Source organism: Castellaniella sp. WN (assembly GCF_054457555.1).
The window spans coordinates 1,822,910-1,835,866 of sequence record NZ_JBTKZC010000001.1 but is presented as its reverse complement, the minus strand read 5'-3'; the positions used below and the strand labels follow the sequence as shown (position 1 = coordinate 1,835,866).

The window sequence follows — 12,957 nt, the reverse complement described above, 5'->3', positions numbered from 1 at the left end:
GTGCGCCGATGATTTCGGAATGAATCCGGCGGTCAACGCCGGCATCCTGTCGCTGGCCGGGCTGGGGCGCTTGTCGGCCACCAGCCTGCTGGTCGACGGCCCGGCCGCGCGCCGGGACACACAGGCCCTGCTGGCTTCCGGGCTCCAGCTCGGCCTGCACCTGAACTTCACCGAATCCTTCGGCCAGCCCGGTCCGTGTCTGCCTCTGGGGACGCTGATCCGGACGGCCTGGCTGGGGCGGCTGCCCGGCGACGCCGTGCGCGCCGCCGTTCAGCGGCAGCTGGCGCTGTTCCAGGACATCACGGGCCGCGCGCCCGATTACATCGACGGTCACCAGCACGTGCACCAGTTGCCCGGCATCCGCGAGGCACTGCTGGAATCGCTGCCCGAGCCTCGGGACGGCCGGCCCTGGATCCGCGACGTCGGACGGCCCCGCATGGCGGGCCTGCCGCCGCGCCTGCGCTTCAAGGCCGCCGTCATCGCCGGGCTGGGCGCCGCCGGCTTGCGGCGGCGGGCGGCCGCGCGCGGCCATGCGCTCAATCCCGGCTTCCTGGGCGTGTATGATTTTCAGGGCGGCGTTCCGGCCTACGAGGGCTGGATGCGCCGCTGGCTGGCGTCGTGCCGCGACGGCGACGTGCTGATGTGCCATCCCGCGCTCGGTGTGGATGGCACCGACGGCCTGTCGGCGCAGCGCCAGGCCGAGCACGAGGTGCTGGCGGGTCCATTGATGGGACGGCTGCTGGCGGAACATCACCTGACGATCGAGACAACATGACCCCGACCTACCAGACCCTGACCCCCGATTTCTCCGTCGCGCCCCAGTTGCGGCCCGATGACATGCAGGCCCTGGCGGACGCGGGGTTCAAGTCTGTCATCATCAACCGCCCGGACGGCGAGGGCGGCCCCGGGCAGCCCTTGTCGGACGATGTGCTGCGGGCGGCCCGGGACGCAGGGCTGCAGGCGCGCTACCAGCCTGTGGTCAGCGGCGCAATCACCGCCGCCGACGTGGCCGAGTTCGTCGGCCTGTTGCAGGAGCTGCCCGCTCCGGTGCTGGCCTTCTGCCGCTCGGGCGCGCGCTGCACGAATCTGTTCCTGGCGGCCCGGGAGTATGGCGCAGATCAAACTCAGGGCTGATCCGACTGTCATTTCGGGGGGCCAGCGGTTATGCTGATGTCCCCTAGTCAGCGTTTTGGATGATCCGCGTATGTTCAAGAAAATCCTGATCCCCACGGATGGCTCCAAGCTTTCCGCCCAGGCGGCCAACAAGGGCGTCTGCTTTGCCCGCACCATTGGCGCGGAGATCGTCGCGCTGCACGTGAGCCAGCCTTTCGCCGCCACGGTCGGCTTCGACGGCATGGCCGCCGCCTATGCCATCACGGATGAAGACTACGATCGCACCGCCGCCGAGCAGGCCCAGAAATACCTCCAGGCCGTGCTCGACCGGGCCGAGACGGCCGGTGTCAAGGCCAAGTCCCTGGCGGTGTCCAACTTCAACGTCGCCGACGGCATCGTGCAGGCCGCCCAGACCGAAGGCTGCGACCTGATCTTCATCGGCAGCCATGGCCGCAGCGGCCTGTCGCGTCTGCTGCTGGGAAGCGTCACGGTCAAGGTCCTGGGCCTGGCCAAGGTCGCCACCCTGGTCTACCGGGTCAAGGAAAACGACTGATTCCATGCCCAGCGTGATCCCTCGCCGGCCAGACCCGGCGCCGGAAGGCCGCGACGCGGCCCCGGCGCCGGGCGGGTCGGTGCGTGACGCGCTCGGGCGTCCCCTGCGCGACCTGCGGATTTCCGTCACGGATCGTTGCAATTTCCGCTGCACCTACTGCATGCCGCGCGAACTGTTCGGCGCGGATCATGCCTTCCTGCCGCATGGCGCCCTGCTGACCTTCGAGGAAATCACCCGGGTCGCCCGGATCGCCCTGGCGGGCGGGGTGCGCAAGATCCGTCTGACCGGCGGCGAACCCTTGCTGCGCAAGCAGATCGAGACCCTGGTCGGGATGCTGGCCGATCTGCGCGCGCCGGACGGCGAGCCGCCCGAATTGACCCTGACCACCAACGGCACGCTGCTGGCCCGCAAGGCCCGCGCGCTGGCAGACGCCGGCCTGACACGGGTGACGGTCAGCCTCGACGCGCTGGACGACGCCCTGTTCGAGCGCATGAGCGACAGTGGCGTCCCGGTCGCCACGATCCTCGAAGGGATCGAGGCCGCCGCCGCGGCCGGGCTGGCGCCCGTGAAGGTCAACATGGTCGTGCGTCGGGGCATGAACGACGGCCAGATCCTGCCGATGGCGCGCCATTTCAGGGGTACCGGCCATACGCTGCGCTTCATCGAATACATGGACGTCGGCAACACCAACGGCTGGCGCATGGACGAAGTCGTTACCGGGGCGGAGATCGTGCGGATCGTCGGCGCCGAATTTCCGCTGCGGCCGATCCAGGCCCGCTACCGGGGCGAAGTCGCCACCCGCTGGGCCTATGCCGATGGCGCGGGCGAGATCGGCCTGATCACCAGCGTGTCCCAACCCTTCTGCGGGGACTGTACGCGGTTGCGCCTGTCGCCCGAAGGGCGGCTGTTCACCTGCCTGTTCGCCGAACAGGGCCACGACATCCGCGGCCTGCTGCGCGCCGGGGCCGACGACGCGGCGCTGGCGCGGCGTCTGGCGGGCGTCTGGCAGGCGCGTGACGACCGCTATTCCGAATCGCGCGGCGAGGCCCATCGCGACCACAAGGTCGAGATGAGCTACATCGGTGGATGAGGCAGGACTTGGCGCAGCCCCTGCGGGCTGCGCCAAGCCTGACGAATCCGAGCGGCATGCAGGCCGGGAGGTGGAGAATCCGAGCGGCATGCGGGCCGGGAGGTGGACGAAAGCAGCAGCGTGGGAGCAAGTCGCGCGGTGGAGGCAAGCTGAAGTGTTCGATGGCCTGATTCTGGCGGGCGGGCAGTCACGGCGCATGCGGACCGCCCGGGATCCCCAGGCCGACAAGGGGCTGATGCCCTGGCGTGGCGAACCCCTGGTGGCCCACGTCTGCCGACATCTGCGCGCCCAGGGGGCGGACGTCCTGTGGATCAGTGCCAACCGTCATTTCGACGACTACGCCGCCTATGGCACGGTCGTGCGCGACGACCCCGAATATGCGGATTGCGGTCCCCTGGCCGGAGTGCTGGCGGGGCTGCGGCGGGCGCGATCGCCCTGGCTGTTCGTGCTGCCTGTGGATGTGCTGCGCTGGCCCGGCGATCTGGGTGCGCGGCTGGGCGAGGCGGCCCGGCCCGACCGTCCAGCCTATGCGCGCACGTCCGAAGGTCCGCATCCGCTCTGCCTGATGGCGCACCGTGATCTGGCGGACGGGTTGCGGGCGTTCCTGGACGCGGGCAGTCGTCAAGTCCAGGGCTGGTTGCGGTCCTGCGGCGCGATCGCCGTCGATTTCATCGACGCGGACGCGCTGGTCAATCTGAATACTCCCGACGATTGGGCGCGCTGGCGGTAGAAGTCAGGACAGCCAGTCGGACAGCGCCATCCAGTCGACTTCCGCGCCGGATTCCAGCCGCGAACCCGCCGGAATGCGGGCCAGGCCGTGCGCCCAGGCCAGGCTGCCGAGCGCCCCCGAGCTTTGCTGGGTGTGCGGCGTCAGGCGGGGCAGTCCGGCGGCGCCCCGCACGGCCTGGATGCGCAGGAAATCGTCGCGTTCGCCGCCGACGGGACGAGGCGTGTCCAGGATGCCGCGCCTCACGGGGGGCAGCACGTCCCGGCGGCCCTGCAGGCCACGGATCAGGGGGCTGACCAGCAGCGTGAACACGGCGAAGGCCGAGACCGGGTTGCCGGGCAGGCAGGCCACCGGGTGGCCGTTCAGTTCGGCCAGCGCGACCGGCTTGCCCGGCTTCATGCGCACCCGCCACAGATCCAGCGTGCCGCCCAGGGCCTCGATGGCGGGTTTGACCAGATCCTTCTCCCCGACCGAGGCGCCGCCCACGCTGAGCACCAGGTCGCAGGCCTCGTTCAGTTCGGCCAGCGCACGGCGAGTGGCGTCCGCGTCGTCGCGGGCGTGGCGCAACACCGGCGCGGCCGTGCCCAGGCCGCCGCACAGGCTGGCGAGCATCGGCGCGTTGGAATTGTGGATCGCGGCCGGGGGCAGGGGCTGGCCGGGGGGGACGAGTTCGTCGCCGGTGGTCAGAATGCCGACCTTCAGGCGGGGAAAGACGGATGCCCGGTCGTAGCCCTGGGCCGCCAGGACAGCCAGCTGGCCGGCTTCCAGGCGGGTGCCGCGGACGAGGACAATCTGCCCCGTCCGCATGTCTTCCCCCCGGCGGCGGATGTGCCGTCCGGGCGGGGGCGGCGTCAGGATGGCGACCCGGCCATTGTCTTCGCGACAGTCTTCCTGCATGACGACGGTGTCGGCGCCGGCCGGGATCACGCTGCCGGTGAACAGCCGGATGGCCTGGCCAGGCAGCAGGGGATCGGGGGCCTGACCGGCGAAGCAGCGCTGCTGGACCGGCAGCGTGGCGCCGGGGACCGCCGCGTCGGCGGCGCGCAGCGCGTAGCCGTCCATGGCGCTGTTGTCGGCGGGCGGCAGGTCCAGGACGGCGACGATGTCCTGGGCCAGCACGCGGCCGGAGAGCGCGTCGAGAGGGATGGTTTCGTGCCCGGTGGGCGCGCGCCCGCGCGCCGCCAGCCGTGCCTGGGCGGTATCGAAATCGAGCATGTCAGATGTCCATATGCGCCGCGCGGTAGACGCTGGCGAAATTGCAGGGGCGCTGGCGGCTGTCGAGCTGGGGCAGGAGGATCTTTTCCCAGGCCAGCCGGCAGGCGCCCGTCGAACCGGGCAGGCAGAACACCAGGGTGTCGTTGGCCATGCCGCCCAGGGCGTCGGACTGCAGCGAGGAAGCGCCGATGTCCAGCCAGGACAGGTGGCGGAACAGTTCGCCGAAGCCGGGCACGACCTGGTCCAGCAGCGGCGTGACGGCGGGGATGGTGGACTTGCCGTGGGTGAAGCCCGTGCCGCCATTGCACAGGATCACCTGGATATCCGGATCCGCGATCCAGTCGCTGACGACCTTGCGGATCCGGTAGCGGTCGTCCGGGCACAGCGCGCGGGCCCGCAGGGCGTGGCCCGCCTCGCCCAGGGCGGTGGCCAGATAGTCGCCGGTCGTGTCCTCGGCGGCCGTGCGGCGGCTGGAGATCGTCAGCACCGCGCAGCGCAGGCTGACGGGCGGCAGGGCGGGGTTGGCTTTCATGGCGTGTCCTGGGGCGAGGGCCTGTTCACACTAATCAAGGGGATCGCGTTGGGCCTGAGCGCTGTCGAGCGCAAGGCGTGCACCGCAGCAAGACTCAATGTCTTGCGAGGATGGACAACGCAGCGGGCGGCGGCGCTCAGGCCCAACCCTGCGGGAAGGCATGAAAAATCCGCCTGCCCTGCGTTGCCCGTCTTGCGCGTATGGACATACGCGCGGCGCCAGGCGCCTTGTTCAGCCAGATTTTTCATGCCTTCGCGACTCCTTGATTAGTGTGAACAGGCCCTAGTCCCACCGGGCGGTTTTCTCCGCGTCGGCAGTCTGTTGTTCGACCCAGAAGGCGCGGCCGTCGGCCAGGGTCTCGCGCTTCCAGAAGGGGGCGCGGGTCTTCAGGGCGTCGATGATGTATTCGCAGGCCTGGAAGGCCTGGCCCCGGTGGGCGGCGGCCACGCCGACGAAGACGATGGGATCGCCCAGCGGCAGTTCTCCGACCCGGTGGACCACCACAGTGTCGAGGATGTCCCAGCGCTGTTTCGCATGATCGCACAGCGCCTGGATCTCGCGTTCGCACATGCCCGGGTAGTGTTCCAGGAACAGGCTGCGGGAGTCGGCGTCGGGGCTGTAGTCGCGCACCATGCCCAGGAAGTGCACCAGGGCGCCGGCCCGACCAGCCGCGCGGGCCTGCAGCAGGTCGGTCAGTTCGGCGACCTCGAAGCGTTCGGTCTGGATGCGGATCATGATGCGCGCGAACCGGCCCTAGCCGCCGGTGACGGGTTCGAACACGGCGACCTCGTCGCCCGGGCGGATCGTGGCGGCGCGTCCGGCGTGTTCCTGGTTGATGGCGAGTTTCAGGCGGGTCGAGGATCCCAGCGCGGGACAGCGCATCGCCAGCGCGTCCAGCCAGTCGCCCGCCCGGACGGGCGCGTCCAGCGGCAGGGTTTCGCGCCGCATGCCCATGTGTTCCGCGACCTGGGCGAAATACAGGACATCAATCGTTGCGCCAGTCGCCACTCTTGCCTCCGGTTTTGCTGAGCAGGCGGATCTGCTCGACGACGATGCCCTTGTCGGCGGCCTTGCACATGTCATAGACCGTCAGGGCGGCGACCGAGCAGGCCATCATCGCCTCCATTTCGACGCCTGTCTGGTGACGGGTGCGGCTGGTGGCGCGGATGGTCAGCGTGCGGCTGGATTCGTCGGCCGAGAAGTCCACCCCGACGAAGCTGAGCGGCAGGCTGTGGCACAGGGGGATGAGTTCGGCGCAGCGCTTGGCCGCCAGAATGCCGGCGATGCGGGCCGTGTTCAGGACCTCGCCCTTGGCGTTGGCCTGGGCCGACAGCAGGCCCCAGGCGTGCGCGTTCAGGCGCACGCGGCCCTCGGCCACGGCGGTGCGGTCGGTCGGGGCCTTGGCGCCGACGTCGACCATGCGGACTTGGCCGTTTTCATCCAGGTGGCTGAGAGTGGGAGAGAGGTCTGTTTCGCTCATGGTCCTATGATAAACGAGGATGCCGCCGGGCGGCATGCGCCGCTGCTATGATGCTCGCTTGAGAGCAATGCCGGTCGGATGCCGGCGGCGCTCCCGACCGGAATCCCGCATGGCCAAGACAATCGGCGCATTCTTTTCCCTGTATCTGGCGACCTTGATCCTGTTGCTCAGTTCCGGGCTGTTCAATACCTACCTGAGCTTGCGCCTGACGGCGCTGTCCGTGTCCGAGGTCTGGGTCGGGGCGATGATCGCCGCGTATTACCTGGGCCTGGTGCTGGGTGCCCGGATCGGACACCGGCTGATCATCGGCGTGGGCCACATCCGCGCCTACGCGGCCTGCGCGGCGCTGGTCACCGTCACCGTGCTGGCGCTGATCCTGATCGAGAACCTGTGGGTCTGGCTGGCGCTGCGCTTCGTCGCGGGCATCGCCATGGTCAGCCTGTTCATCGCCATCGAAAGCTGGCTCAACGAGCAGACCGAGAACGCCTCGCGGGGGACCGTGTTCGGCTTCTACATGGTCGCGTCCTGTCTGGGCACGGTGCTGGGCCAGCTGGCGGTGGGGCTGTTTCCGAAACTGGATGCCGAGCCACTGGTGTTCGTGGCGATCTGCAGCGTGCTCAGCCTGATCCCGGTGACGCTGACGCGGCGCCTGCACCCGGCCCTGCAGGTGCCGGCGCCCCTGGCCCTGCGCTACTACGTGGCGCGTGTGCCCCTGTCCCTGACGGTGCTGTTCCTCGCCGGCATGCTGACGGGCGCGTTCTATGGCCTGGCGCCCGTCTACGGACTGCAGCACGGCATGGACAATCACCAGGTGGGGGTGTTCCTGGCGGTGTCCGTGGCGGCCGGCCTGGTGTGCCAGTGGCCGTTGGGCTGGCTGGCCGATCACATGAGCCGGGTGCGGCTGATCCGCCTGGGCGCGCTGCTCCTGCTGTGCCTGGGGGTGCCCCTGTGGGGCTGGTTCGAATTTCCCTACCCGGCCCTGGTAGCCTTTTCCGGCGTGCTGGGGATCGTCCAGTTCACGCTCTATCCCATGGGGGCGGCCTTTGCCAACGACAACGTCGATCCCGAACGGCGGGTAGGCCTGAGCGCCCTGCTGTACATGGTCTACGGCCTGGGGGCCTGTCTGGGGCCGCTGGCGGCCGGCGGCCTCATGCGGGCCTGGGGATCGGACGTGTATTTCGTCTTCGTGTCGGCGTGCGCCGCCCTGCTGGTGGTGTTCATCCGCGAGCGGAAGGTCAAGGGCACGCACCGCAGCGAGGACGCGCCCACCCAGTTCGTGCCCATGGCCGACACACTGCAGAATTCCAACGTGATGGCGGTGCTGGATCCGCGCATCGATCCGCAGCGCGACATCTCGCACGATCCGGTGATCGACGATCCCCTGGCGGTGTCCGCCGCGCCGGACCAGGAGCCGGAACCGGCTCCGGCCCGGACGGCCTCAGCGGGGGAACAGCAGCACGATAGCGCCCAGGGCCAGGCCGATCCCCAGTAGGTTCACCGCGCTCAGACGTTCGCGGAACAGGCCGGCGCCCACCAGTGTCCCGACCGAGATCACGCCGATGTTCATGGCGGCGAACACCAGGGTGGGATTGTCCGGGAAGGTCTGGTGCGCGCGGATGTAGAAGTAGATGTTGCCGAAGTTCAGTCCGCCCAGCAGGATCCCCGACGCCAGGCTGCGGGTGTGCCAGCGGGTACGCCGGGCCAGCAGCCACAGGCCCATCAGCAGGCCGGCCAGGGTGAAGCTCAGCAGCAGGCTGCCGGCGAAGCCCGCACCGATCCGCGCCATCTGCTTGAACAGGATGTCGATGCAGCCATAGCCCGCCCAGACGCCCAGCAACGTCAGCCAGCCGCGCGATGCGGTGCCTCGCGCCTCGTCATCGGGCGCGGAGGCTGCATCCGCCTGCGGCACCGGGCGCGGGGGCGCCTCGGGTGCCGCAGGCCCGGGGCGCGCCAGCAAGCAGGCCAGGGCGCATAGCGCCAGGACGATGCCGATCAGCTTGCGGCCCGACGCGGCCTCGTGGAACACCAGGAAGGCGGCCAGGAGCGGCAGGATCAGCGACAGGCGCTGGGCCGTGTCGCTGCGAACGATCCCCGTCCGGCGCACGGCGGCCGCCATGACCAGGAACACGCTGGGCAGCAGTACCCCCAGCAGGCCCAGGATCAGCCAGACTGCGGGAGGCTGCTCGAACAGCGTGTTCAGGGGCGGACGCAGCAGCCACAGGCTGAGCGCCACGGCCGTCGCGTAGTTGACGGCGATGGCCTGGTCGACGCGGATGCCGCCGCTGCGGGCCAGCTTCAGGAAGATCGAGACGGCGACGCTGAAGGAAATACTGAGGATCAGGGTGTGCATGGTTCGGCCTCCGGCATCGGCACCAGTCCCAGGCGCTCGAACAGCCGGGCGTCGGCCTGCGCCTGCGGGTTCGGCGTGGTCAGCAGCCGCTCGCCGTGGAAGATCGAGTTGGCGCCGGCCATGAAGCACAGCGCCTGGGTGCTGTCGTGCATGTCTTCGCGGCCCGCCGACAGCCGCACCACGGCGTGGGGCATGGCGATGCGGGCGACCGCGATCGTGCGCACGAACTCGATGGGATCCAGGTCGGGCGCGTCGGCCAGCGGGGTGCCCGGCACCTTCACCAGTTGATTGATGGGTACGGATTCGGGGTAGGGGTCCAGGTTGGCCAGGGCGGCGATCAGACCGGCGCGGATGTCGCGCGATTCCCCCATGCCGACGATGCCGCCGCAGCAGACCTTCAGGCCGGCGTCGCGCACGCGCCGCAGCGTGTCCAGCCGGTCCTGGAAGCCCCGGGTACGGATGATTTCCCCGTAGTATTCAGGGGCGGTGTCCAGGTTGTGATTGTAATAGTCCAGGCCGGCGGCCTTCAGGCGCTCGGCCTGACCGTCCTTCAGCATGCCCAGGGTGACGCAGGTCTCCAGGCCCAGAGCCTTGACGGCCCGCACGTGTCCGATCACCTGATCCAGCTGGCGCTCGGTCGGCGAGCGCCAGGCGGCCCCCATGCAGAAGCGCTGCGCGCCCGCGTCCCGCGCCTTGCGCGCCGCTTCCAGCACCTGGTCCAGCGGCATCAGCGGCGCCGGTTCCACCTCGGTGTGATAGCGAGAGGACTGCGGGCAGTAGGCGCAGTCCTCGGGACAGGCCCCGGTCTTGATCGACAGCAGGCTGGACTGCTGGACGGCGTTGGCTGGGTGATGCGCCTGGTGCACGGTTTGTGCCCGCAGCAGCAGATCGTTGAAGGGCAGGGCAAACAGGTCCAGGATCGTCCGGGTCGACCAGGCGGGGGCCAGGAACTCGTGGCGGGTGCGGGCGTGCATGACAGGCTCCGGGAGGGGAAACAGCACGGATCGTAGGCGCTGCCGGCCCCGTGCCGCAAGCTGGAAAATTGGTCTATCGGTTTGCAAATCACAGGTAATTTGATGATCTTGTCGTCTATTCCGGGATAGCCACGCAGTCGCCCCGGGTTTCGGTCGCGATCTTTCCCGGCGGGTCGATATGTAAAGAGTTGTGATTTTCAGCTCGCGCGGGGCTGCTTCGTCCTGATTGGAACAAAAGGGTTTTGCCTCGCTGCTGATGCGAAGCAGAAATGTCCGTGCCTCCATCTCCAGGCCGGACATTCTCGCGTTGCGCCGGCAGCCCGGCGCCTGGAGACGAGGGAAGGAAGAAAACGCCGTATAATGATGCTCCCTCTTTCCGGCGCGATGTTCTGTCGCGTCGGTCCCGCCCGAGTGGTGAAATTGGTAGACGCAGGGGACTCAAAATCCCCCGCCGCAAGGCGTGCCGGTTCGATTCCGGCCTCGGGCACCATTCAAAAACTTCTGAGAAATCAAGGCTCTACCCAATAAACGATCGGCTCCAGCCATGATCGTAATGTAGCGGCCAGCGCCTTGGCCGGGCTTTGCTCAAACTGAGCGATCAAGGCCAGGAACTTGGGCAGCAGCTTCCTGGCGCGTTTGGCCTACACGAATTTCATGGCGGAATGTGCTAACATTAAGCGTACAAAGCAAACTTTGGGCTAACATCATGCCTGCGCGAGCCATATCCACATCCGTCCCTGCCCCAAAGTCTTCTCGCCTGGGGTTGCGCACCACATCGGAACAGGAAGCCGTATTACGCCGTGCTGCGAATGTCGCGCATAAATCCTTGACCGAATTCATTCTCGACGCTGCAACACGCGCTGCGGAGCAGACCTTGCTCGACCAGCGGCTATTCATGGTGTCGGGCTCCCAATATCAAGCCTTACTGGAATTGCTCGACCGCCCTGAACAACACAATCCAGGATTGGCTGACCTCTTCGCCAGGAAGGCCCCCTGGGAGGCTTGATGAGACTGTCGGCGCCTGTAGCACTTGCAGCTCATCACAATCTTGAAGGATTCGACTGCGGCAAGCCGGCGTTGACCGATTGGCTGCTACGCCACGCCAGACAAGCCCAGGGCAGCGGCTCAGCCAGAACCTTTGTCGGTTGTGATGGTCAGCGCGTGGCGGGGTATTTCAGCCTGACAGTTGGCCAGGTCGACACGACCGAAGTCCCGGAGCGGGTTCGACGTGGCATGGGTCAGTATCCCATTCCTGTCGTGCTGTTGGCCCGCTTAGCTGTTGATACCGACTACCAAGGGAAAGGCGTCGGGATGGGCATGCTGCAAGATGCCATCCGACGTACCCTGCTCATTTCCGAACAGGCAGGGATACGCGCTTTGCTGACCCATCCTATCGACACACAAGCCGACACGTTCTATCGCAAATTCGGGTTCGAGCCCACACCAGAACAGGAGAGTCAGTTAATACTGCTTCTGAAGGATGCTCGAAAGTACGTTTAGGCAGCATGAACGACTGCTTAAAGGCACAGGCGTCTCGCGGCGAGGCCCGCCGCACCATCACGCATGTAAAAAAAGGGGTGCTTCCAATAGGAGGCACCCCTCAGAGTGTTGATAAATCCCCTGTTTTTGAACTGCAGATAACTGGGTGCGGTTCTGCCGTGCCAACAGATTGCCGCCCGGCATGAGCAGAAGAGGAAATTGTTGGGGCAACGCTGTGACCAAGCCCTTCTTCAGCAGTCTGAAAAAGGAACGCATCTGCAAACGCATCTACAAAACCCGTGACCTGGCCCGTGTCGATATCTTCGACTACATCGAGGTCTTCCACAATCGACAGCGTCGCCACAGTCATCTGGGCGGCGTCAGTCCTGAGGCGCTTGAACGCGCCGCCGCGCGAGGCTCTGCACTGTCCACCGTTTCGGAGAAAGTCCACCGTCTTGGCTTGGCCGCTGCCATGCGTCAGGGGTGGTGGTGTTGTAGATGGGGTGAATCTAGATGGGGTGAATCGCTTCGACGAACCGTTGGGCCAGGCTTGGGGTTGAACTCCCTCGCCAGACGACGCTCAGATCGAACGATGGCAAACAGTCCCCGTTTTCGATACGGCAATAGCGCACACCGTCAAATGCAAGGTCCTGTATCCAGGACGGCAGCAGGGCAATGCCCAGACCCGCTGCAACGCATGCCAGTACTGTTAGTGTTCGATTGGCTTCCTGAGAGACATGGACATGGAGGGACTGTACCCGGAAAGCCTCCAGGATGCGCGCATTAAAAGCGGGCAGATGCGATTGCGGGAACATGACTAGGCCATGACGGGCAATTTCTGCAAGTGATATCTGGTCCTTGCCGCTAGTGTGCAGATTGGCTGGCAGGGCGGCGATCAGGGGCTCGCGAGTCAGCAATCTTTCACGAAAGCGTTCTCCTACGATGACTGGTGGGTGTAATAGACCGACATCGATGTGGCCGGATTGCAGGGCCTGAATCTGCTGGGCGTTGTTCATTTCAGACAGGATGATACTCACGCCGGGGGTTGATTCTCGCAGGCGGCGCAATGCGGTGGGCAGGACATGTACCAGTGACGAGGAAACGACTCCGATCGTCAGCTGACCGGCACTGCCACGAGTGACGTCATGCACCACTCGCTCCGCTTTGTCGATCATAAATAATGCATTGCGGATGTCTTCCAAGATAGCCTGACCAGCAGGGGTTAGGCTCGCTCCTCGGCGAGTTCGGAAGAATAATTTGGCGCCTAGGTGCTTCTCGAGACGGGAAATGGACTGGCTTAAGGCGGGCTGGGCGATACCCAGAGATGCTGCCGCTTGAGTGACAGACCCGGATTCCGCAACCGCAAGAAAGTGGCGAAGTGCAGGAGATTCCATATCAAATTAATATGAAAAAAATACATAATCATATAAAATTATATATGTTT

General features: G+C 66.6%; 16 protein-coding genes, 1 tRNA gene and 1 pseudogene. 10 read left to right on the top strand and 8 right to left on the bottom strand.

The window, feature by feature from the left end:
• The first annotated feature begins 19 nt into the window (after positions 1–19).
• The 5 genes from ACTPOE_RS08540 (at position 20) to mobA (ending at position 3,486) form a co-directional block, all read left to right on the top strand.
• Positions 20–775, top strand: a complete 756-nt coding sequence (locus ACTPOE_RS08540; protein ID WP_458871784.1) for a ChbG/HpnK family deacetylase — start codon at positions 20–22, stop codon at positions 773–775.
• Complete coding sequence (locus ACTPOE_RS08535; RefSeq protein ID WP_458871783.1) at positions 772–1,134, top strand: protein tyrosine phosphatase family protein; 363 nt, start codon at positions 772–774, stop codon at positions 1,132–1,134. The genes ACTPOE_RS08540 and ACTPOE_RS08535 overlap by 4 nt, the downstream gene beginning before the upstream one ends.
• A gap of 70 nt (positions 1,135–1,204) precedes the next feature.
• Complete coding sequence (locus tag ACTPOE_RS08530) at positions 1,205–1,666, top strand: universal stress protein (RefSeq protein WP_458871782.1); 462 nt, start codon at positions 1,205–1,207, stop codon at positions 1,664–1,666.
• A 4-nt stretch (positions 1,667–1,670) separates the two neighbouring features.
• Positions 1,671–2,756 carry a GTP 3',8-cyclase MoaA gene (gene moaA, locus ACTPOE_RS08525; protein ID WP_458871781.1) on the top strand — a complete coding sequence of 362 codons (1,086 nt, stop codon included), beginning with the start codon at positions 1,671–1,673 and terminating at the stop codon, positions 2,754–2,756.
• A gap of 154 nt (positions 2,757–2,910) precedes the next feature.
• On the top strand, positions 2,911–3,486 hold the full coding sequence (gene mobA / locus ACTPOE_RS08520) for a molybdenum cofactor guanylyltransferase MobA (RefSeq protein ID WP_458871780.1): 576 nt from the start codon (positions 2,911–2,913) through the stop codon (positions 3,484–3,486).
• A gap of 3 nt (positions 3,487–3,489) precedes the next feature.
• Here the strand turns inward: mobA and ACTPOE_RS08515 are convergent, their stop codons facing one another.
• The 5 genes from ACTPOE_RS08515 to moaC form a co-directional block, all read right to left on the bottom strand.
• Complete coding sequence (locus ACTPOE_RS08515; protein WP_458871779.1) at positions 3,490–4,698, bottom strand: molybdopterin molybdotransferase MoeA; 1,209 nt, start codon at positions 4,696–4,698, stop codon at positions 3,490–3,492.
• Between the two features lies 1 nt (position 4,699).
• Positions 4,700–5,230: a molybdenum cofactor biosynthesis protein B gene (moaB, locus tag ACTPOE_RS08510; protein WP_458871778.1), complete on the bottom strand. Its 531-nt coding sequence runs from the start codon at positions 5,228–5,230 to the stop codon at positions 4,700–4,702.
• A gap of 282 nt (positions 5,231–5,512) precedes the next feature.
• Positions 5,513–5,965 carry a molybdenum cofactor biosynthesis protein MoaE gene (locus ACTPOE_RS08505; protein WP_458871777.1) on the bottom strand — a complete coding sequence of 151 codons (453 nt, stop codon included), beginning with the start codon at positions 5,963–5,965 and terminating at the stop codon, positions 5,513–5,515.
• A gap of 18 nt (positions 5,966–5,983) precedes the next feature.
• On the bottom strand, positions 5,984–6,238 hold the full coding sequence (locus ACTPOE_RS08500; protein ID WP_458871776.1) for a MoaD/ThiS family protein: 255 nt from the start codon (positions 6,236–6,238) through the stop codon (positions 5,984–5,986).
• On the bottom strand, positions 6,216–6,710 hold the full coding sequence (moaC, locus tag ACTPOE_RS08495; protein WP_458871775.1) for a cyclic pyranopterin monophosphate synthase MoaC: 495 nt from the start codon (positions 6,708–6,710) through the stop codon (positions 6,216–6,218). Before moaC ends, ACTPOE_RS08500 begins: the two co-directional genes overlap by 23 nt.
• A gap of 109 nt (positions 6,711–6,819) precedes the next feature.
• On the opposite strand from moaC, the gene ACTPOE_RS08490 reads away from it, so the two are divergent.
• Entirely contained in the window at positions 6,820–8,202 is a 1,383-nt protein-coding gene (locus ACTPOE_RS08490; protein WP_458871774.1) for an MFS transporter, read from the top strand.
• Here the strand turns inward: ACTPOE_RS08490 and ACTPOE_RS08485 are convergent.
• On the bottom strand, positions 8,149–9,060 hold the full coding sequence (locus ACTPOE_RS08485; protein ID WP_458871773.1) for an EamA/RhaT family transporter: 912 nt from the start codon (positions 9,058–9,060) through the stop codon (positions 8,149–8,151). The genes ACTPOE_RS08490 and ACTPOE_RS08485 overlap by 54 nt on opposite strands.
• Entirely contained in the window at positions 9,048–10,034 is a 987-nt protein-coding gene (bioB, locus tag ACTPOE_RS08480; protein ID WP_458871772.1) for a biotin synthase BioB, read from the bottom strand. Before bioB ends, ACTPOE_RS08485 begins: the two co-directional genes overlap by 13 nt.
• Before the next feature lie 405 nt (positions 10,035–10,439).
• Between bioB and ACTPOE_RS08475 the strand changes: the two genes are divergently transcribed.
• The 4 genes and pseudogenes from ACTPOE_RS08475 to ACTPOE_RS08460 all read left to right on the top strand — a co-directional run.
• Positions 10,440–10,524 (top strand) — tRNA-Leu (locus ACTPOE_RS08475).
• A gap of 216 nt (positions 10,525–10,740) precedes the next feature.
• Positions 10,741–11,040, top strand: coding sequence for a type II toxin-antitoxin system TacA family antitoxin (locus tag ACTPOE_RS08470; protein WP_458871771.1), 300 nt, complete (start codon positions 10,741–10,743; stop codon positions 11,038–11,040).
• Positions 11,040–11,534, top strand: a complete 495-nt coding sequence (locus tag ACTPOE_RS08465; RefSeq protein WP_458871770.1) for a GNAT family N-acetyltransferase — start codon at positions 11,040–11,042, stop codon at positions 11,532–11,534. The genes ACTPOE_RS08470 and ACTPOE_RS08465 overlap by 1 nt, the downstream gene beginning before the upstream one ends.
• 133 nt (positions 11,535–11,667) lie before the next feature.
• Positions 11,668–11,925: pseudogene (locus tag ACTPOE_RS08460) on the top strand (IS3 family transposase); the annotation flags it as partial.
• A 97-nt stretch (positions 11,926–12,022) separates the two neighbouring features.
• Here the strand turns inward: ACTPOE_RS08460 and ACTPOE_RS08455 are convergent.
• Positions 12,023–12,907, bottom strand: coding sequence for a LysR family transcriptional regulator (locus ACTPOE_RS08455; protein WP_458871769.1), 885 nt, complete (start codon positions 12,905–12,907; stop codon positions 12,023–12,025).
• Between the last annotated feature and the right edge of the window lie 50 nt (positions 12,908–12,957).